General features: G+C 44.6%; 17 protein-coding genes and 1 pseudogene. 4 read left to right on the top strand and 14 right to left on the bottom strand.

The genetic code is table 11. From position 1 onward, the window contains the following. The first annotated feature begins 506 nt into the window (after positions 1-506). Complete coding sequence (locus tag NFR43_RS02495) at positions 507-5,510, top strand: mucin-binding protein (protein WP_251546122.1); 5,004 nt, start codon at positions 507-509, stop codon at positions 5,508-5,510. 270 nt (positions 5,511-5,780) lie between these two features. On the opposite strand, the gene NFR43_RS08505 is transcribed toward NFR43_RS02495, so the two are convergent. Next, complete coding sequence (locus NFR43_RS08505; protein WP_275087090.1) at positions 5,781-5,909, bottom strand: hypothetical protein; 129 nt, start codon at positions 5,907-5,909, stop codon at positions 5,781-5,783. A 56-nt stretch (positions 5,910-5,965) separates the two neighbouring features. On the opposite strand from NFR43_RS08505, the pseudogene NFR43_RS02490 reads away from it, so the two are divergent. Then, positions 5,966-6,451, top strand: a pseudogene (locus tag NFR43_RS02490) (IS30 family transposase); the annotation flags it as partial. 102 nt (positions 6,452-6,553) lie between these two features. Here the strand turns inward: NFR43_RS02490 and guaD are convergent. The 3 genes from guaD to NFR43_RS02475 form a co-directional block, all read right to left on the bottom strand. Next, positions 6,554-7,873: a guanine deaminase gene (guaD, locus tag NFR43_RS02485; protein ID WP_251546118.1), complete on the bottom strand. Its 1,320-nt coding sequence runs from the start codon at positions 7,871-7,873 to the stop codon at positions 6,554-6,556. 11 nt (positions 7,874-7,884) lie between these two features. Further along, positions 7,885-9,546, bottom strand: coding sequence for a formate--tetrahydrofolate ligase (locus NFR43_RS02480; protein WP_251546116.1), 1,662 nt, complete (start codon positions 9,544-9,546; stop codon positions 7,885-7,887). Positions 9,547-9,663: 117 nt separating this feature from the next. Beyond that, a complete protein-coding gene (locus tag NFR43_RS02475; protein ID WP_251546114.1) occupies positions 9,664-10,710 on the bottom strand; it encodes an AI-2E family transporter in 1,047 nt (348 codons plus the stop codon). 135 nt (positions 10,711-10,845) lie between these two features. On the opposite strand from NFR43_RS02475, the gene NFR43_RS02470 reads away from it, so the two are divergent. Both NFR43_RS02470 and NFR43_RS02465 read left to right on the top strand, forming a co-directional pair. Beyond that, complete coding sequence (locus tag NFR43_RS02470) at positions 10,846-11,940, top strand: AI-2E family transporter (protein ID WP_251546113.1); 1,095 nt, start codon at positions 10,846-10,848, stop codon at positions 11,938-11,940. Positions 11,941-12,020: 80 nt separating this feature from the next. Next, a complete protein-coding gene (locus tag NFR43_RS02465) occupies positions 12,021-13,202 on the top strand; it encodes an SAM-dependent methyltransferase (protein ID WP_251546111.1) in 1,182 nt (393 codons plus the stop codon). 48 nt (positions 13,203-13,250) lie between these two features. Here NFR43_RS02465 and NFR43_RS02460 read toward each other — a convergent pair whose 3' ends face one another. The 10 genes from NFR43_RS02460 to NFR43_RS02415 form a co-directional block, all read right to left on the bottom strand. Beyond that, positions 13,251-13,799 (bottom strand): RBBP9/YdeN family alpha/beta hydrolase, encoded by a 549-nt coding sequence (locus NFR43_RS02460; RefSeq protein ID WP_251546109.1) that lies wholly within the window; start codon positions 13,797-13,799, stop codon positions 13,251-13,253. A 59-nt stretch (positions 13,800-13,858) separates the two neighbouring features. Then, on the bottom strand, positions 13,859-14,278 hold the full coding sequence (locus NFR43_RS02455; RefSeq protein ID WP_251546107.1) for an AzlD domain-containing protein: 420 nt from the start codon (positions 14,276-14,278) through the stop codon (positions 13,859-13,861). Beyond that, positions 14,278-15,066 carry an AzlC family ABC transporter permease gene (locus tag NFR43_RS02450; RefSeq protein ID WP_251546222.1) on the bottom strand — a complete coding sequence of 263 codons (789 nt, stop codon included), beginning with the start codon at positions 15,064-15,066 and terminating at the stop codon, positions 14,278-14,280. Before NFR43_RS02450 ends, NFR43_RS02455 begins: the two co-directional genes overlap by 1 nt. A gap of 224 nt (positions 15,067-15,290) precedes the next feature. Further along, positions 15,291-16,499, bottom strand: coding sequence for a D-alanyl-D-alanine carboxypeptidase family protein (locus NFR43_RS02445; RefSeq protein ID WP_251546104.1), 1,209 nt, complete (start codon positions 16,497-16,499; stop codon positions 15,291-15,293). Continuing rightward, positions 16,483-17,643, bottom strand: coding sequence for a sensor histidine kinase (locus tag NFR43_RS02440; RefSeq protein ID WP_251546102.1), 1,161 nt, complete (start codon positions 17,641-17,643; stop codon positions 16,483-16,485). The genes NFR43_RS02445 and NFR43_RS02440 overlap by 17 nt, the downstream gene beginning before the upstream one ends. Positions 17,644-17,740: 97 nt before the next feature. Further along, positions 17,741-18,430: a response regulator transcription factor gene (locus NFR43_RS02435; protein ID WP_251546100.1), complete on the bottom strand. Its 690-nt coding sequence runs from the start codon at positions 18,428-18,430 to the stop codon at positions 17,741-17,743. A 142-nt stretch (positions 18,431-18,572) separates the two neighbouring features. Then, complete coding sequence (gene guaB / locus NFR43_RS02430; protein WP_251546098.1) at positions 18,573-19,715, bottom strand: IMP dehydrogenase; 1,143 nt, start codon at positions 19,713-19,715, stop codon at positions 18,573-18,575. Between the two features lie 89 nt (positions 19,716-19,804). Further along, the gene (locus NFR43_RS02425) at positions 19,805-20,581 is read right to left on the bottom strand and encodes a DUF1129 domain-containing protein (RefSeq protein ID WP_407658119.1); all 777 of its coding nucleotides are present in this window, start codon (positions 20,579-20,581) and stop codon (positions 19,805-19,807) included. A 29-nt stretch (positions 20,582-20,610) separates the two neighbouring features. Further along, entirely contained in the window at positions 20,611-21,708 is a 1,098-nt protein-coding gene (gene ychF / locus NFR43_RS02420; protein WP_251546096.1) for a redox-regulated ATPase YchF, read from the bottom strand. Positions 21,709-21,728: 20 nt separating this feature from the next. Continuing rightward, complete coding sequence (locus NFR43_RS02415) at positions 21,729-21,926, bottom strand: DUF951 domain-containing protein (protein WP_251546094.1); 198 nt, start codon at positions 21,924-21,926, stop codon at positions 21,729-21,731. Between the last annotated feature and the right edge of the window lie 17 nt (positions 21,927-21,943).

Raw genomic sequence — 21,943 nt, 5'->3', positions numbered from 1 at the left:
CCAGCCCCTTCATTAGTTCTAAGTTGTTAATCTTCCAGTGCAATGGTAATATCATCAATCTCACTTGGGCTAGCAGTATAATCCGATACAGCTGTTGGCGTTACCGGCTCACTTTGACCAGGGAGATACTCAATAACATTCCGCGTTACAGTCTTAGTATCGTCAGCCAAGTTCTGCATTTTGTGTTCGATCTTGAAGTGGGTAGTACCACCAGTAATCGTGAACGTACCTGTACCATTTATTACAAGGAAAACGGGTACGCAAGAGGGAATTTATTAATCTCCAATCATTTGTAAATCCTTTAAGTGAAGCAATATCGTATGAATCTAGTAATGATTTAACTGGATTTTCCGAAGCTATTCCAGAGTTTTTTAACGCTTAATTTATTAAGTAATAAATAAATTAGAGAAATATATGGAAATTAGGCAGATACAATATATTATAATGATAATATAATATATAGTAGATAAAGTATCATTAATATCTTTATAATAAGGAGGATCAATATGCTTTCTAAAAACAATCATCTGTTATTCGAAAAAAGGTATAATAACCGCCAGCAACATTTTGGCTTGCGAAAGCTAAAAATTGGTGTTGCATCAGTATTTCTGGGAAGTACCTTATTTATTGTTAATAGTGTTCAGTCAGTTCAAGCCGATGTAGTGACGGATTCATCACCAAGTACTATGGAAGTTAGTAAAAGCCAAGAATTGCCTAGTCAAAGTCAAACATCAGAAGTGAGTTCCAACGGTACGAGCACAACGAATACTACGAGTACAAATAGTGATACGAGTATAGTTGCCTCATCAAGTACGCCAACTGATAGTACTTCGTCAACTGATAGCACTTCGTCAACTGATAACTTATCAACTACTCTTGCAGACGGTACCGAGATGTTCATTAGCCGCAATACCATTGGTGCAACTGGTGATTCAACTGATTTGACCATTACTATTAAGTTCAGTAATGCTAAAAAGGGGGATGTTTATACACTAGGCATTCCGAATGGGGAAACATACAGTATTAACACCTCTGGTCAAGATTTAACTCTGTACGGGACGACTACAGTTAATAATAGTGACGACTATTGTACTATTACAGATACAATTACAAAAGATGTCACTGGTGGTAATTCCTTTAGTCAAACTTTTACCTTAAAACCCGATAATAATTACACGGCTAAATCACCAATTTTGGCAGTAGGTAACATCATTAAGACAATCACCCTGAGTAAAACGTCAGCTGACGGCACGGTGAGCTCATCATCATTAAACATTACTCAAACCGTGGCTCCCGAGATGGATCCCTCAATTAAGCGAACTCAACCAAGTTCATCGTCTACCTATCTCTTACCCAACACGGATTATACTTATGTTCTGAATATTGGGGAAACTACGGGGGTCGCAACAGGAACGTCTTATGGCTCTGGACAGATTAATAACGCAGTTAACTATGGTACTACTATTACTGTTCCGGTTCCTGCTGGTTTCACCCTTGACGCTGCTCGAACTACCTCGGCAAATAATTTTACAGATGAAACGACGATCTCCCAACCAGATGGTGCTGGCGGTAATATTATCATTAGCGTTCCTAAGGGGTCCGGTGCGCAAAATTATGAAAACAAACCTGGTTACCAAATTGTGGGTTATTATGATCTAGACCAACCGGATGAAGACACGACTGTTACCACTGACGGCGATATTACCATTGACCAACAATTGCTCTGTGCAGACGGTAGTACAACGCATCTGCTTAAAACTATACCGTCATGGTCAGACACTCTCCTGGGAAAAGACAATTCTGGTAACTACGGAACTATTAATACGGGTGCTGATACCTATGCTAGTTCGCAGCAAATCCCGCTCGATGTCGATACCAGCAAGCCGGTTAACACCTTTACTTTTGGGAACCAGACTTCACAAACCATCACCAATAGCCAGATTGAGTTAACATTTGCTAATGGCCTTCAGGTAACAACGGTTACGATGCCCGACAATAACCAAGCTTTTCCGGGGTTAACCACCTTTGAATATACCGCTACCCTTAGTAATGGATTAACGACATCGGGAACAGTGGCAGCAGGGGCCTCTATCACTGCTCCTGATGATAGCTTCATCACCCACTTAGTCCTTAAACCTAATCTCTTAGTTCCAGGTGCGGCTTCTACTAACGACAGTAGCACGAAAATCAAGGCTTACGGAACGGTTGCCCGAACCCTCAGTGATGGTACCGCCGTTACCGATGGCACGACTTTAAGTTCAACTATCAGCATGTCATTTGCGGCTGATAATGGTCGGACTTATACATCAAGTTCTACGGCTAAACAAACGGTCACTCAACCGACAACTTCATTGCAAGCTTATGGTTATCAAGGGTCAACGAACCCTGGAGCAACTGACGCTGGATACATTAGTGTCTGGCAAACGGGTTGGGATAATACTACGGACTCAATTTTTGAACCAATCTTCTATTATGTGCTGCCAGCAGGAACCTATTTTGATAAGAACAAAGGCTTAACTATCTTAAATAGCAATGACCAGGTCACGGGACAACCAGCAGTCAGCTCTTTTAGTGTTGGTGATCGTGAAGTCGTTAAAATCGATTATACTGGTACTGGGTACTACTTTAGTACTAAGGGGGGGAGTAATACTCAAGCTTGGCTTAATAACTCCACTTTAGCTCAAACCGGTACTTATCAATGGCAAATTTTCGTTTATAGTCCGACGACGAAAATGAGTAATCAACTTGCCACTGAGGCGACTAACTATGATAGTGCCTTTACTGAGGGACAAACAGATAATGTTTACCTCGTTGGAGGCGGTAATTGGACGATTGCCATTGCCAAAGAAGTCGGTATCGATTCGGCAGCTAAAGGTAATCAAAATGCTACCATTGTAACGAAAGGGACCTCTGACGATAAAGGTTCGGCTGAAATGCAAATTAGTTTGCGGATTAATAACGGCTCGACCACTCTTACTAACCCTACTGCCATTATTAATCTTGCCGATTCATCTACTGGTAATATTAATTTTACTTTGACTGGTCCTGTGAAAACATCAAGTAACGCTACTATCCTATACTCCACTAGTGATTTTTCATGTACTAGTACCACGGTTGGCTACCAACCTGACCTTAACAATTTTGTCACTGCCGATCAGGTTACTGACTGGTCTAAAGTGAAAACTATTGCCATCAAGTATGCAACTCTAAGTTCTCTTCCGGCTATCTGTACCCTTAACGGGCAAGATTCGACAGTTGCCGAAGATGCGGGTAAAATCGCTGGGATTACCACTTACCTCTTTGCAGACGAGTTGAAACCAACTTTTAGTAAGGTCGCCGATAACGCAACAATTACGGTAACGGGGACGTCGACCGTAACTGCGCGGGTTGCTTATACTGATGACAGCGGTAAAGTTCAGTACTTGGATCTCACGGACTTAAGCCATACGTACACGGATAATGAGTCAACAATGAAGGCTAGTGACTTTACATTAACCGATACTGATAAGACGGCCATTCAGAACCTGATTAATCAATTGAACAAGGAGACCAATTCTGTTTACGTACTTAATGAGACACCAACAATTATTAATAGTGAGACCAAATCTTGGCAAACCGATGCACCGAATGGAACAGCGGCTTTTGGCGAGGTAGTTAAATACTACTTTGATGGTGACGTGGTTCAATATAACTTAGTGCGGCAGGCCGCTATTAACTACCAAATCATTGATGCGACAACTGGTGAGACGCTAGAAACCAAGCTGTTATCGCAAGGCGATGCTAATACTAGTGTTGATTCAGCAATTCAAAAGACATATGAATCGATTATTCAACAATACCTTGATAAGGGCTATGTTTTAGATTCAAAGGATGATGTACCAACTTCTTATGGAACTACAAACCAAACACTTATCGTCAAGTTAAAGCATGGCACTGAACTTAAAGAAGAAAATAAAAACGTCACGCGGACGATTAACTATATTGATAAGACCACTGGTGAAACAATGCCAGAGCGCCTCGCTCCAAGCCAAATTCAAACTGCCAGCTTCTCACGGATCGCGGTTTACGACAAAATTACTGGTGATTTGCTTGGTTACAGTACTACCGGTCAAGGGGAGAATGTTGATGTGACAGTTGATAATGGTGATACCGCTTGGAAATCTAGTGATAATCATCTTGCTGCTGTGACCAACCCAGACTTGCAAAAGAATGGGTATGAACCAGCAATGGATGAAGATGGTAAGTCAATGCCAATCGTCGCTGAAGAAACTGTTAAGGCTACTGATAACAACCAAATCGTCAACGTTTACTATGTTGAACATGTCGTACCAGTGGATGTCAACACTATCGTCACACCAAACATGCCAGTGAGTGATGGTAGCGATTATATCTGGCCAAGTGACAATGAATACCGGTTAAATGACTACACCAGCGCTTCCGTTCGTCATATTAAATATCAATATGCAGATGGCACCACGGCATTGCCAGCGGCTACAGAAACAGTAACCTTCAATCGGACCGGTTCCATGAACTTAGTTACCGGGAAAGTCACGTTGAATGATGATTGGAAATCGACATCGTCTACCACTACCGTTGATGGCAAGACAACAACAAATGCGAATACCGACGAGTATGGTGCAGTTGATTCACCGGTTATTTCAGGTTATACACCTGACCAAATAACTGTTGCTGCAGCCACTGCTACACAAAGTGCTAATGGTGATGACGTTACCGTAACTTACAAGGCGAATGAGCAAAATGCCCAAATTAGTTATATTGACGACACTACAGGAAGTGTAATCAAAACTGATACCAGTAAAGGTGAGTTCGGACAACCAATTGCGTTTACTAAGGACGTGGATGCTCAGATTAAGGATTTAACTGCTCAAGGTTATGTTCTGGTTTCGAATAATTTTAATGGCAACAAATATTCTAACGATAACTCCAAGAATATTTTTGAGGTTCACTTTATTCATGGTACGAAAAAAGTAAATCGCCAAGATACTGTCACTCGAACCATCTATTACGTATTTAGTGATGGTGCTAAAGCTAGTGATCCAGTTGTTCAGTCAGCTGAGTTTACACAAAATGGCATTCAAGATTTAGTAACTAAGCAGATTACCTGGGCACCAGTTGATTCACAAACGTTTGCTGAAGTAATCTCACCGGTTCTTGACGGTTATACCGCTGATAAGGCTAAAATTGATAGTCAACCAGTAAACCTTGGGGATCAAGACATTACCGATACGGTAACGTATAATAGGGATGCCCAACCGACTGAACAGCCAACGAGTCAACCGACTACTCAGCCGATTACTCCTGCTCAGCCTGGTCAATCAACTGCAATAGCTTCTGTAAATTCAAGCGATAACCAGCGAAACTCACAAGCAGGAACTGCAGAAACGTTACCACAGACTGGTGATTCGCAAGCAAGCACGAGTTTATTCGGCCTCGGGATTGTTAGTTTGTTAGCAATGATGGGATTGCTTAAGAAGCGGCACAAACACTAATCGTTTGAGACTCTTTGTCAATCAGGACTGATAGCTAATTTTTAGCCAGTTTAAGCAGCTTAGCTGCTTGAGCTGGCTTTTCGTTTTGTTAACAAATTTGAGTGGCGCATTGATAGTAACATCCTTATTCGAAAATGGGCAAAATTACGGAACCCATAAGCAGAACCGACAGGTTTTTAACCTATCAGTCCTGAATATTGTAGAGCCGTTTTCAGTGACGAAGTTAACAACCCGGTGAATTGCCTTCGTGTTGGTATGATCGATAGCTTGTTAAACATACGCATAGGTAATGTCTTGAACGAATGGTAAGTATTCACCATAAACTTTCCCGTTTTCTTTAGTCATATTAATTGGGGTGAAGTTACCCCCTTCGAGTTTCGCATCCCCACTACCGGCCAACCACAAAAATCCTTGGGTTTAGCTGTGTACAAACCTTCTGGATAGTAGAACTCATCTTCATTAACAATCGGGGACGAATTGGTGATTGGGAAATAGATACTGTAATGGGCAAAACTGGACATTCAGTTTTACTAACCGCTGTCGATCGTTGCGCTCGCTTCACATTGATGAAAAAGATAACGCATAAAGAAGCACATGACGTCAATAACGGTTTAATAGAGCTATTTGATGCAATTCCGAAGAAATTTATTCAATCACTAACTCCTGATCATGGACGCGAATTTTTAAGTTTAGAGCAAATCCAAGAACGCTTAGGTGTTGATATTTATTGGCCAGATCCATACTCAGCTGAGCAACGGGGAACAAATGAGAATACTAACGGACTGATTCGAGAATATTTTCCCAAACGAAAAGACATTGACGATTACACAGAAAAGGACGCGACTTACTGTCAGAGACAGTTAAATCAACGCCCTAAAAAGATACTAAATTATTCTACGCCATTCGAAGAATTTTATGATAAACCGTTGCACTTAGTTTGACAATTCGCCCCATAAAATTTCTCCCTTCATCCCGAAATAGATTTTTAGTTAGTTTCACACATTATTAGTAAATTTAAAATTTGAATAAGGCCAGCTTTTTTGTCATTTCACAATTACACCATTCACAATCACTCGTTTAACGTCAGCGCGATGGGTTTGGTACAGCAGACGCTCCAAACGGTTACTGGAATCATCAGTTGGTTCAACAAAGCGTTCTTGAACAATCTGCAAGTCGGCTTGAAAGCCCGGCTTGATTTCGCCGATTGGCAGATGAAGACTCCGCCCACCACCGACCGTGGCGAGATAAAAGGCGGTCTTCATACTGATTCGTGAATCATCCACCCCAGCACTTTCGGGGCCAACACCGTCCTGACGAATCTGTGATGACATTACTGCCTGCCGTAGATTATCGTATAGACTTGGCGAATAACCGCCAGAAATATCCGTACCAAGGCCAACTTTAATCTGGTCATGCAAGAGCGTTTTGACCGGCATGATTCCCGAGCCAAAATAGACATTGGAAATTGGGCAATGGGCTAACGCCGTCGATCGATCACGGACTAATTGCTGGTCTGCCGCCGTTAACTGCGTGGCATGTGCCATCACCGCCTTGTCAGTTAACAGGCCAAATTGGTCCAAAACTTCCGCATCATGTTTTCCAAAACGTTCAATCGCATACTGGTGCTCCCATTTGCTTTCACTCAGGTGGGACTGGATTGGCAAATCGTAATGGCGCGCCAATTGACCGAGGCCAGCGAGTGTTTCATCCGTACAAGATGGCACAAACCGCGGTGTAATTACCGGTGTTGGTGCCAACGGCTCACCCCGCCCCAAGTCCGTTAATTCTCGAATAAAGGCCTCGGTGTCCGCCAATGCTGCTTGGCTCGAATGGTCCCGGTAATATTCCGGAGTTTGGTCTGGATTATCCATTGCCACCCGACCAATCAAGCTCCGCAACCCCTGTTTCAGACACTCCTGGGCAAGAATGAGGTTATCCTGATTATGAATCGTGCCGAAAAACAAGACGGTAGTCGTCCCATTATTCAGTAATTCCTTGACGAGTGTTGGGTAAACCTGGCTGGCAAAAGCAGGGTCACAATACTTCGCCTCCAGGGGAAAAGTGTAGTGCTGGAGCCAATCTTCTAACGGTAAATCCAATGCCAAACCGGCATTCGGCCACTGCGGGGCATGGACGTGCAGGTCTACAAACCCCGGTAGAATCACTTGGCCATCAGCCGCCTTCAAAAGGCGATCTGCTTGCTGGGCGTGCTGGACAACCTGCGCATAATCAGTCGCCGACTGCTCAACAATCCGCTCAATCATGCCCTGGTCGTCAATGCAGATTAATGCTTGTGGATGAAGCTCAACGGTGGTTGGGCCCGTAGCCGTATAGAAGTCACCTTGAATTACTCGTGTCGTCATTGATCATGCTCCTAGAACAAACCAGTGATGGTCCCATTTTCGTCAATCGTCATGTTAACTGCCGCCGGCGTCTTCGCCAGTCCAGGCATCGTCATCATGTTCCCAGCGAGGGCCACAATGAAGCCCGCCCCCAGTTTTGGAACGAGTTCCCGAATATGGAAGGTGAAGCCCTCTGGCGCACCTAATTGCTTTTGGTCATCCGTAAATGAATACTGGGTTTTGGCAATGCAGACTGGTAAATTATTCCAACCCAAGTCCGCAAATTGCTTCAATTGCTTCTTAGCCTTATTACTAAAGGAAACGTCCTTGGCCCCATAGATCTGCGTCGCAATCGTCCGAATCTTTTCTTCCGGAGTTTGGTCCAGACTGTAGAGTTCATGAAATTCACTTGGTTCTTCTGTCAATTTCACAACTTCCTTGGCGAGGTCGATGGCACCTTCGCCACCTTTAGCCCACGCGTCAGTGACAACCACGTTGACCCCTAAGTCTTTACAATTATCTTCAATCATTTGGATTTCAGCAGGGGTGTCAGTCACAAAATGGTTGATGGCCACGACCAAAGGAATACCAAAGCGTTGCATATTCTTGATGTGCCGGTTGAGGTTGGCCAACCCCTTTTTAAGTTCTGGTAAGTTTTCATTCTTGAGTGAATCAAGGGTCGCGCCACCATTGTATTCAAGGGCACGGACCGTCGCCACAATCACCATTGCATCTGGCGTTTTACCAAGAACCCGGCGCTTAATGTCCAAGAACTTTTCCGCACCTAAATCTGCACCAAAGCCAGACTCCGTCACGGTGTAGTCCGCTAAATTCATCGCCGCTTGGGTCGCCAAAACGGAGTTACAACCGTGAGCAATATTGGCAAATGGTCCCCCGTGGATAATGGTTGGGGTATGGTCAAGCGTTTGGACCAGGTTCGGCTTAATAGCATCCTTCAGCAAAATGGTAATGGCATCTTCAAAGCCCAGTTCACTGACTGTCACTGGCACCTTGTCTTTTGTATAACCAACAACGATTCGACCGACCCGTCGCTTTAAGTCCATCAGGTCCGTTGAGAGGCACAAAATAGCCATTAATTCAGAAGCCGCGGTAATGTCAAAGCCAGTTTCCCGCGGGATCCCCTGCATGACCCCACCTAAACCGGTCACCACGTGACGAAGGGCCCGATCGTTGACGTCTTCAACCCGTTTCCAAATAATTCGCCGGGGGTCTAAATTCAATTCGTTATCCCGCATAATGTAGTTGTCAACGAGAGCCGCCAACGTATTGTTAGCACTCGTTAACGCATGCAGGTCGCCAGTAAAGTGTAAGTTGATATCTTCCATTGGGACCACTTGGCTAAAGCCACCACCAGTGGCACCACCTTTGATCCCGAAAACCGGCCCCATTGATGGTTCACGCATGGCAATGATCGTTTGGTGATCCAGTCTATTCATGGCATCACCCAAGCCAACTAAGACGGTGGATTTCCCTTCACCAGCCGGAGTCGGGTTAATGGAAGTGACCAGGACCAACTTGTGTTTTTTAGTCGCATCCTTCTTTAATGGGAGGTTGATTTTGGCCTTGTACTTTCCATATTGCTCAATATCGTCGTCGCTGAGCCCAATCTTGGCAGCAATTTCAGTAATGGGTTCCATTTCGGCTTGGTCAGCAATTTCAATGTCGGTTTTCATTTAATGGTTTCCTCCTTTTGAGATCTCAAGAACTAAAGGCGAACTTTTATAAAAATAAAATACAAATAGTTTGTGATTACATTCATAGAATAATCGATTTACCCGGAAATGTAAACACTATTCTTCTACTTTTGTTGGTCGCAACTGGTGTTTCTTTTGGACTGGTTTGACACCAAAGATATCCAGCAAGAAGGTAAAAATTGGCACCCCAACAATCAAGCCCCAGGTTCCCCACAAATGTTCGGCAACTAGCAGGACGACAAAAGTGTAAAAAATTGGTAATTCCGTCCGGCTGGACATAAATTTCGGGTTTAAAACGTAGGCTTCGAGGGCGTGGATGACCATGATCATAATCAAAATGTAGATTACGTCACGTAAACCACCAACCTGGTACCCCACCAAGCTTAACGGAATCAGCGAAATAATCACCCCAGCGACCGGAATCAGACTCAAAATAAAGACCATCAGCCCCAACGCAAAAATCTGCGGCATTTTCATAAACGACAGGCAGATCATCGTCAGTGCAGTATTACAAATGGCAATGAAGAATTGAGCCTCCAGTACTACGCCAAAGGTATTGACGAAGGTTTTACCGAAGTAGTAAATATCCCCGAAAAACCAGTTAAGGTACTTGGTATCCAAAAACTGGTGGGAAAATTCGTTCATTTGCTTGAGTTCAACCGTATAAAAGAAGCTGAGAATTAATGACATCACGAAGGCAATGGTGAGTGTTCCAATCCGCGTCAACGTGTTCACTGCGAAGGTCATCCCATGCTTAGCTTGCCCAATAATCGTGGATATTGAGACGTAACGGTTGACGTACTTCATCAACCACTTCATATCATCGCTTTGGTAAAATTTAATTAGCGAATTCACCATCTTCACAATTTCGTTAATCAGCATTGGCATATAGTCAGTGACGACGTAATAAATCCCCCAAATTAGTAGCAGGTAGGTCACGACCACAATTAACGCGGTCGGTAGTTTAGGCAACCACCGCTGGATTAAATGCACCCAATGCACGATCAGATACGTAAAAATAAATGTTAACAGAATTGTGTTCATCATCCCGCGTGCTAAGTACAGGATGGCAACCAAAATCACCAAGACTACCGTCCGGTGCAGGTGCACATTTCCGGTAAATTTCGCCCAAGCATTTTCCATTTTTTTCACGACCTTTTTCCAAATTACTTCAATTTTAACAAACCATCACCTGAAGTGAAAAGCAATCCCTTCACCAGGAATCCCGAATTCCGTGTAGAATAGAATTAGATTTGATTCGATTTGGAGGAGACTAATTTGAAAAGATCAATCCTGGAAAAGCACTACCTACCCATCTTTGTCACCCTCTTTGCCTTATACCTGGCCATCCACTACTGGCCAACCATTGCCAAATTTGCGGGAAATATTGGTCATGCAACAATTCCGTTACTGGCCGGGGCCGTCCTCGCCTACGTCATAAACATCTTGTTAAACCAGTGGGAACTCCTGTATACCAAGGTTCTACCTCATGGCGCTCAAAAATTTAAACGGGGCGTTTGTATTGCCCTCTCCTACGTTTCAATTATCGTGATCATTAGTTTGGTCCTCTGGTTAGTCATTCCCGAAGTCATTGCTTGTGTCAAATTACTTCTCGCTCACCATAGTCGCTTAATTCAGCGAACCATTGATTACATCTCCAACCACTCTTTCAAATACATTGATCCAGATAAAATTAATTGGTCCAAGTTGGTTAACCAGGCCTCAGTTGGTGTCGGGGGCACTTTCAAAATTGTTAAGAGTACTGCTTCGAAGGTGATCTCATTTGGTACCACTTCGATCATCGCCATCTTCTTTTCTGTCTACCTGCTGATTTTCAAGGAAATGCTGCAACGGCAATTTACAAAATTGATTGACCTGTTGCTCCCCAAAGCCAAGCACCAGATTATGTACGTCGTCCGGGTCTTTGATAACAGCTTTAGCAGTTACATCAGCGGTCAATGCAAGGATGCGGTGATCTTAGGATTATGTTGTTTTCTTGGCATGACCATTCTGCGCCTGCCATACGCCTACATGATGGGGGCAGTGACAACAGTGACGGCCCTGATCCCGATCATCGGCGCTATCTTAGGAGCGTCGGTTGGTTTGGTCATTATTTTCGCTGTTTCGCCAGTCAAGGCCCTGATCTTCTTAATCTTCATCATCGTTTTACAACAACTCGACAACCGGATTACCTACCCGATTGTCGTTGGCAAGACCATCGACCTCCCCAGTGTTTGGGTCTTCGTTGCCGTCATGGTCGGCGGCGGTGTTTCTGGCATCATTGGGATGATGTTCACGGTACCGTTATTCTCCGCCTTTTACCGGTTAATTCGTGATCGGGCAGCCTTACGGGAACCGCAACAAGACAAATAATGTCCGTTGTTGATTCGCGAATTCAAGCGAAGGGTGTATAATGATTACTTGTGTAATATAAGAAAGAAGGAAACCCACAGATGTTAGAAAAGACGTTCTACAAGCAATTGTTAAGTCGCTCTTTCACCATTCCTGTCAAAATCGTCTTCTGGGATGGCAAGAGTGTCGCCTATGGCGATGGTGAACCTGAAGTAACAATCACCTTCAAGGAAAAGATTCCAATTAAAGACATCACGCGGAACGCCTCAATCGCCCTCGGTGAAGCCTACATGGACCACAAGATCGAAATTGATGGCAGTATCCAAAAACTGATCGAATCCGCCTACGAAAGTGCGGACAGTTTCATGCGGAGTTCGAAATTCCGGAAGTTCTTACCAAAGCAAAGCCACACCGAAAAACAGAGTGAAGACGATGTCCAAAGCCACTATGACGTTGGTAATGACTTCTACCGCCTGTGGTTGGATGATACCCTGACTTACTCATGTGCCTACTTCACGAACGGCAATCATGACGACCTGAAAGCAGCCCAAATTGCCAAGGTCCACCACATTTTGCAAAAGCTTGATCCAAAGCCTGGCAAGACCCTCTTAGACATTGGTTGTGGTTGGGGAACGTTGATGCTCACCGCTGCCAAGGAATATGGTTTAAAGGTTACTGGGGTCACGCTGAGTGAAGAACAATACCAACTGGTCCAAAAGAAGATCGAAGAAGAAGGCCTCAGCAACGTTGCTGAAGTTAAACTGGTTGATTACCGTGAACTTGGTGACCGCCAATGGGATTACATCACCTCTGTCGGGATGTTTGAACATGTTGGTAAAGAAAACCTAGGAATCTACTTCAAGGACGTCGCTAAGTACCTCGCCAACGATGGGGTTGCATTGATCCACGGGATCACCCGTCAACAAGGCGGTGCTTACAATGGTTGGATTAACAAATACATCTTCCCTGGTGGTTACATTCCTGGTTTAGCAGAAATGGTTGACCACATCGAAGAAAATAAGTTACAAATTGCCGACATGGAAATGCTCCGCCGGCATTACCAACGGACCCTGGAAATTTGGGACCAAAACTTCAACGCCCACCGCGATGAAATTACCCAAATGATGGGCGACCGGTTCACCCGGATGTGGGACCTGTACTTACAAGCATGTGCTGCATCATTTGAATCTGGTAACATCGACGTCATTCAATACCTCATCACTAAGGGTGCTTCTGGTAAGAACTTGCCAATGACCCGTGATTACATGTTAAATAATAAATAGTTGGAAAGCGGCGGTTGATTTCTCGTTTGAAATCAACCGCCGCTTATATTATTTCATCATCGTTTTCAATTCCTGTGCTACCAACGGAAATTCAGTATAGCCATCGTCACTCAAGAAGTGTCCTCCGGTCGGTCGAACAACTAGTTTTGCTCCCAGATGGTTGGCAACTGCCACACTATATTGATATGGTGCAATCGGATCATCCTGGGCCGTAATCACCGTCGCGTGCTGTAGTTTTCCTTGTACGTTGTGGAAATCTACCGGTGGAATCATAAAACCGTCTAATTGCGGGTAGTTAGGAAGGGGCTTGGCAAAAGCCCCGACCAACAATAGATTAACATTAGCAACGTCATTGCGCTCCACAAACCGTAGTGCCGCAATGCAGCCCAAACTATGGGCAACGATGGTGACTTCCTGCCCATCCGTATGGGGAATTTGGTCATCAATCGCGTTACTCCAGTCCCGTTGGTTCGGATTAAAGGGATCCGGTAACCAAATTCTGTCCAGTTGAATTGCCGGTGCCACTTCTTTTTCCAACCATGGGAACCAGTCATCGTCCCGGGTCGAGGTACCATGAATTAGGTAAGCTTTTTTCATTTTGGTCATCCTTTCTCAATGCCCATTGTACCAAAAAAGAGGCTGAGCACCTCAGCCTCTTACACACCAATTGTCACCGATAATAACCAGACGACGCCGAGCCCAACAATCACGGAGGAGAGCATTGACCGGGTAAAGTAAGCCACCAAAGCGACACACACCGCCGCAATCAGATAACTGGCCAGCCCATACACCGTCAGGTTATTACCAAACAAGTGGATATGATCAATTACCAAATGATACTTGCCATCCACAAAAATCCCTTTGACCACTAGGGCAGTAAAGAGGCTGACCGGAACGTACTTCATCCATTCATTAAACCACTCCGGAATTGGCCGGTTGGTAAAAAAGCGCATGGGGAAATACCGCGGGATAAATGCCGCTAACGCCGATAGTAAAATCACGATGAGGTGATACGTTAAATTGTGGTGACTTGGTACCATCGATGCCAATACCAAATTATTACTCAAATTAACCATTATTTGTCTCCATCATGTATTTCAGAATTTAATTGCTGCTCTTCTTCTGGGGCATTCTCGCCTTCCATTTCCTCAACGGTCGTCTTCGTCATCCGCGGACGGTGAATCTTACCAAGAATCCATGTCTTATTAGGCGACTTGGAGTATTTCCGCACCCGGTTTTCAATGGCAAAGCCGATCAATGACGTTAGCAGGGTCGACAAAATAATCCCAATCGTGTTTTTCGTCAGTAGCAGGAAGAAAAATGAAGAAATAATTGATAACAAACAGATAATGAAGGTGATGTTGTTTTGAATTTGCATGACGATCATGTAAATAAACAGGGCCGTCAAAGCAAAATCCACGATCGTTAAGTCAATTGAAACGGCACTCCCAATCAAACTCCCGATTAAATTCCCACTGGCCCAAGAAATTAAGGAATAGTGTTCAATCATCAATGCATCACGGGTCGTCCAATTTTTATCCGTGGCAAATTTCAAATAATTAATGGCATAGTTTTCATCATTCATTGATGCCGAAAACAGTAACACAAACCGTTGTGATGAATGCTTAAAGTATTTTGATAAACTCGATCCTAAAAGTGCATACCGCAATTCCAAGAAGAACAGTGTCATAAAAATACTCGACACCGGGGCATCTAAAACTAGTAGCGACGCCAAAATAAACTGGGCTCCACCGGAAAAGACTACGATGGATACCAGCAACGTTAACAGAAAATTCATCCCGGCAGCATGCAGTAAAATCCCACAAGCAATCCCAATTGGTAAATAACTGAGACACAGGGGCATGGCAATGCCAAGGTTTTCAAGCCAGGGTTGTTTTTCTGGATCGATTTGATGGGCTTTGTGTTGCAATAAACCTTCCTCCACAACAAAAGAAGTTAATTAGCTACTTGGCAATAACGGTCACATCACTAGTGGTGAATTTGACCTTCCTAACTAGTTTATCATATTTAAATTTAACTTAATATCTATGCAACCACTTACATTCGACGAAATCACGAAATTTTCGCTTAGAACAGTGAAGCTAACCAGCCAAAGAGGCCCCGCCGGTGTACATCCCGAGTCGAATAAACACCAAATTCTAGTACATGACCGTTAACCTTTTTTAATTGGTTAAAGCGTAACTTACCAACTTGCGTGTTGGCCTTAAATGGGGCCTTCAGTTGAGTACCATCACGATACTTTCGATTGGCAATCCATTGAGCACTCGCCTTCTTTGAACGCGGTTGCCAAACTGTAACCTTTTGCTTAGTTTGCACCCGAACCGTCTTCACACGCCCCCGGCTCACCTTGACCGTCTTACTCAGCTTAGCACTGGTTGGTTGCCACTGACTAAAGACTGCTGAATAAATTACCTTCGACTGTGTAAAACGGTTATCTGCGTGCATGACAACCACAATCAACCGGTGACCATGATAAGTCCCAGTAGAAACCAAACATTGACCGGCTTTATCGGATGTTCCAGTTTTCAAGCCATCAACCGTGATCTTCTTGGTTGCGTTGGCGTTGCCGGGTAAAAGTTCGTTGAGGTTTTGGTAGGTTTGACCTGACCACTTCAACGTTTTTTGTTTCGTAATGTTCAGGAGGTCCGGATAATTTTTGATCAGGTATTGGGCTAGCTTGGCAACGTCGCGAGCCGTCATCTGATTTTCCGCACTCCCGGCAGTATTAGCAAGTTTAAAACTGGCCATATCTTTATTTTCCAAGCCAATTCCGTTATAGAAACGATAATTGGTCAAGCCAATGCGTTTCGCCATGGCGTTCATTTGTGACACGAATTGTTTAGTGCTTTTTCCTTCAGCCCGGGTTAACGCAATTGTGGCCGCATCACCGGATTTAATCAATGCTGCCTCGGTGAGCTGCTTAACAGTGTAACTGTGGCCGGCTTTGAGTGGCACGTTTGAATACCCACTCGCCGTTGATAGTTTGGCTTCGGCAGCCGTAATTTTCACCTTGGTCGACCACTTTAGGTTTCCCCGATCAATTTCGTGTTCGATTACGGCAACCGTAAGCAGCTTACTCATTGATGCCACGGCCAATCGTTGATCCCCATTTTTGTTATAAAGAACCTGGCCAGTCTGGGCATCAATCGCAAAGGCGGCGTTCGCATTCACCGTAGTTGCAGCATGGCTCACTAACGGTCGACTCGTGAGGACACTGCCGATCATCAAAATTATCAGTCCCAGGTAAAGGACAAACTTGTTAACTTTCTTCATCATTCTTCTGACCCGTTTTTTCTTGTTCCTGTTTGGTTGGTAAAGTTACAATAAACGCCGTTTCATCATCATCCGACTGGGCAGTTACTGTCCCATGATGAAGGTCGACAACGCTTTTAACGATGGCAAGGCCCAGCCCGGTCCCGCCAGTCGCCTTCGAACGTGAAGCTTCAACCCGGTAAAAACGTTCAAAGAGGTGGCTAATGGATTCAGCGGGAATCGGTTCACCATCATTGGCGACTGTCACCCGAACTTGATCACCATGTTGAGCAGCATTTAACCGGATGTAACTAGCACCATGACCATATTTGATCCCGTTCGCTACCAGGTTACTAAAGACCCGTCCCAACTTTTCAGGATCCGCTTCAATCATCAGCGGTGTCGGGGTAGTCTGTGAAGTGACTTCAATTCCCTTATTTTCACCTTCAAGCTCAAAGCTAGCACAGACTTGCTCCAGCAATTGGCCGAGGTCAACCGTCATAAAATTGATGGGGGCACCATGCTGTTGCACCTTGGTGTATTCAAACAGGTCTTCCACCATGTTTTTCATTTGCTTAGCTTTTTCGTAAGCAATATGAGAATACTTGAGGATATCCTCTTCAGAATGATACTGTTTATCTTCAATCAATCGTAAGTAGCCAATAATACTCGTCAGCGGGGTTCGTAAGTCATGGCTAACGTTGGTAATTAACTCGTCTTTCGATTTTTCAATTTGTCGTTCATCGTTCATTGATTGCACGGCGCTGTCCACCAATGCGTTGACACTCGTTACAACGTGCTGAGTCCGCCCCTTCAACCGGAAAGGGATCCGGTGATCTAAGTGACCCTGCGCGATGTAGTGAAGCTCCCGAATAATGTGATTAATTTGGTACTGGTGGTACCGACGCAATAATCGCCACCACACCACAAAAATATCGATCACGATAAAGATCCCAATCACTAACCGCTGGTATGACCAAATCTGCGCTTGAAGTGGCCCAATTTTCAAAGACTTTTTAATAATAAAAATTCCGTTGGCCACTCCCGGATTTCCCTGGACAACGCCCTGTAAAATCACAATCAGGGCTAAGTTGATCAGGATTAATAAGATAACCGTAATGATTCCCTCAAAAATGAGCGAACCTTTTTCACGTGCCGTTAATTTCACAATACTTTCCCCACTTTTAGTAATTCACGCTCATTATACCATTCTCCACCCTAGAGAAAAGGGACAATGGTCTTACCCACCGTCCCTTCAATTATCATTAATGTGTTTCAACTTTGTAGCCGACACCCCACACGGTTTCGATGACCTTTTCACCACCGGTCGCTGCTTCAATTTTATCGCGCAGGTGGCTCACGTGGACCATCACCGTTTTGGCAGAAACTACGGATTCTTGTTGCCAAACCCGTTCAAAAATATCATCCGCCGAGAAGACCCGGTTCGGGTGTGAGGCCAAGAGATAGAGAATGCCAAATTCGAGGGCCGTTAACTGGATCAAGTCTCCATTAATGGTCTTAACTTCATGGGAATCCTTATTAATCTGGAGTGGACCAACGTTCAAAATATCTGGTTGATCATTGGTCATTTGGCCTTCACTCCTCCGGAGAAGTGAACGAACCCGAGCCATCACTTCCAGTGGATTAAATGGTTTGGTCACATAATCGTCAGCCCCGGTAATTAACCCCTGAATCTTATCCATATCCGCTGTCTTGGCCGAAAGAACCAAGATCGGAATCGAAGAATCCTTCCGAATTCGCTTAATGACTTCCATGCCGTCCATTTCCGGCATCATGAGGTCCAGGATGACCAAGCCAATGTCGGGAGTCGTGTTCAACTTGGTTAACGCTTCTTTACCATTGTAGGCAGCTACTGGTTCATAGCCCTCGTTGCGAACATAGATTTCCAATAGTTGGACAATTTCTTTATCATCATCAACAACAAGAATTTTCATCGTGTTTCCCCCTTTTACGAGCATATAACTAAGCTAATTATACACTTTCCCGGGAAATAATTCTTGATTGGCAAAGGGCCTTAAATAATTATTTACTTTCAAACAACAACGCGACGACCATTGAGGTCACCGCGTTTCTTAGTTATTTATAATTTGGTGCGGCCTTGGTGATTTGGACATCATGAGGATGAGATTCACGAAGACCAGCATTGGTAATTTGAACAAATTGGGCGTTATCAATTAACGTTTGGATATCCGGAGCACCACAGTAGCCCATTCCAGAACGGAGACCACCGACCATTTGGAAAATAATGTCGGCAACGTCACCCTTGTATTCAACCCGGGCTTCAATTCCTTCAGGAACCAACTTGTTGGCTTCATTAACGCCCCCTTGGAAGTAACGGTCAGAAGAACCATGGGATTGGGCCATTGCACCAACGGAGCCCATGCCACGGTATGCCTTGTACTTCTTGCCATTATCTTCAAAGACTTCACCGGGTGCTTCAGTTGTGCCAGAGAACATTGAACCAAGCATGACAGCATTCCCACCAGCTGCTAGGGCTTTTACGATATCGCCAGAATACTTGATCCCACCATCAGCAATGATTGTCTTGCCATATTCACGGGCAACTGACGCCGCATCATAGATGGCAGTGATTTGGGGAACCCCAACACCGGCAACCACCCGGGTTGTACAAATTGAGCCAGGGCCAATGCCGACTTTGACAACGTCAACACCAGAATCAAACAGGGCCTTGGTACCTTCTGCCGTTGCGACATTTCCGGCAATCAAGGTTACATCTGGGAAGTGTTCCCGAATTTCCGCAATCTTGCGTAAGACTCCGGCAGAGTGACCATGGGCGGTATCAATAACAATTGCGTCCGCACCAGCCTTTAAGAGAGCTTCCGCCCGTTCAAAAGTATCGGAGGTGACACCAACTGCAGCAGCGACTAACAAACGGTTTTGGCCATCTACAGCAGCTTTTTCAAAGTTCCCGGCCAAGGAAACACCCTTAACAGTGGCAACTTCGCCTGCTTGGGCTTGGATGGACATGTTCTTGTGAACAACCCCCATCCCACCTTGAAGGGCCATGGCAATGGCCATTGAGCTTTCAGTAACAGTGTCCATTCCGGCACTAATGAATGGTACGTTTAACTTAATATTCTTTGCTAATTGCACACTCAAGTCCACTTCGTTCGGCAAAACGTGGCTTTCTGCCGGAATTAACAGGACATCATCGAACGTTAATCCTTTTTTTGCGAACTTTGTATCCCAATTTGACATTAAATATCCACTCCCTTATGAATTTTGTTAGTATTTAACCTACTAGGAAATCCAGGCCAGGTCAAGAGTAATTGGCAAGAAATTTGAATTTATTTGCGGTTCCGTGGTGCACCACCAAAGACGTTGTTAGTAATGTTGAACCGGGTCCGCAAGAAGAGATCGGCACCAAAGACCACGATCCCCAGAATGATGTAGACCCACTTGTTCGTTTGTGGATTGACTGCATTTGGTAACAACGCGGTGAGGGTGTAAATCCCGATCCAGATCAAGAAGGCCAAAACAATCAAACCAATCCGTAACCACAAGTTACGTTGAACAACTTTGCCGGTCTTTTTATCCTTGTAAGGCGCCATGATCTTGGCAACGTAGCCAAACAGCAGCCCCCCAGCGATGGCAATGATCAGGATGGCCGTCAAACCAGAACTACCATAATGACCATTCGGGCTTAATGAGTTGGGATTCATAAAGGCAATCAAACCAAACATGAAGGCAAAGATGGCAAAGAACATCATCCCGTTGTCTAAGGCGAGGAGCCAGAAATTGCTGTTTTCTGGTACTTCGCTCGTCTTCTTTTTCGGGTTGATGAGTTCATCTGCGTACGCCGTTGGGGTCCCAAACTGAGCCTTAGCGGTTTGTCCCTTCTTTTGTCCCGCTAACAGGTCATTGATTGTCTGGTCAATGAATGTGGCCTTCTTATCAGCCGTGACACCCTTTGCTTCGAGCTGCTTATTTAATTGATAAACAAACTCTTCGTTTTTGCGGGTCAAACCGTACTCACTAAAGGCCTTACCTGCTTCCTTATTCGTTTCTTTGATGTATTGCTTCTGCCGTTGTCCAGCAGCCGCGTTCCGTGGTTGTTCGCTCAAGATGTAACTCCTCTCTTCATTTAGCCAAATTAAACGTTGAACCGGAATTCAACGATGTCACCGTCTTGCATGACGTAATCCTTACCTTCCAGCCGGAGTTTCCCAGCTTCCTTAACTTTGGCCGCTGAACCAAGTTGATCTAAATCTTCAAAACTCATCACTTCAGCACGGATAAAACCGCGTTCAAAGTCAGAGTGGATAATTCCGGCAGCTTGGGGAGCCTTGGTACCCTTACGGAAGGTCCAAGCCCGCGTTTCAGGACCACCTGCAGTAAAGAAGGTTTCCAGGCCTAAGAGCTTGTAAGCAGCCCGAATCAACCGATTCAAACCTGGTTCCTTCACTCCTTCCATCTCCAAGAAGTCAGCTTTTTCATCATCATCCATTTCAGCAATGGATTCTTCTGCAGCCGCTGCCACGCCGATGACTTCACCTTCACCGGCCACGTGTTCCTTAATAGCATCCATGTACTTATTGCCATCAGGGTCAGCCATGTCTTCTTCCGCAATGTTAGCAACGTAGAGGACCGGCTTAGTTGTTAGGAGGAATAAGCCCTTCACGATCTTTTGTTCATCCTCTGAGAAGTCAATTGTCCGAGCGCTCTTGCCATCTTCCAAAACTGGCTTGATCTTGTTCAAGACCGCTAATTCAGCCAGAGCGTCCTTATCGCGACCCTTCGCCGCCCGTTGAACCTTGCTCAAACGGTTATTAACGGATTCTAAGTCTGCCATAATCAATTCTAGATTAATCGTATCGATATCTTCGATTGGGTCCACTTTCCCGGTCACACTGGTGATGTCATCATCATCAAAGGCCCGGACAACATGGACGATGGCGTCTGTTTGCCGAATATTTTCCAGGAACTTGTTACCAAGTCCTTCACCCTTCGAGGCTCCTTTAACAATGCCGGCAATATCAGTAAATTCAAAGGTCGTCGGCACGATCTTTTTTGCCGGAATCAATTCATCAATCCGGTCCAACCGTGAGTCAGGCACTTCCACCATTCCAACGTTAGGATCAATCGTCGCAAATGGGTAGTTAGCCATTTCGGCGCCCGCCTTCGTAATCGCGTTAAATAGTGTTGACTTCCCAACGTTTGGTAAACCAACAATTCCTGCAGTTAATGACATTTTATCTTCACGTTCCTTTTTTAATTTTCTTGATCTGCTTTTTCAAGCACTTTTTTCATTCGCTTGTCAAAGTTATAACGGCTCATCATCACAATATGGCCACAACCAGTGCATTGGATTTTGATATCAGCACCAATCCGGATAATTTGCCACCGGTTAGTTCCACACGGGTGTGGTTTTTTCATCATCACAATATCGTTCAATGCGTAATCTTGCATCATGATCACTCCTTTGC

The sequence above is a fragment of the Limosilactobacillus caecicola genome (assembly GCF_943192935.1).
Taxonomy (GTDB): domain Bacteria; phylum Bacillota; class Bacilli; order Lactobacillales; family Lactobacillaceae; genus Limosilactobacillus; species Limosilactobacillus caecicola.
Note: the sequence above shows the minus strand (reverse complement) of the source record. Positions and strands in the feature narration are given on the sequence as shown.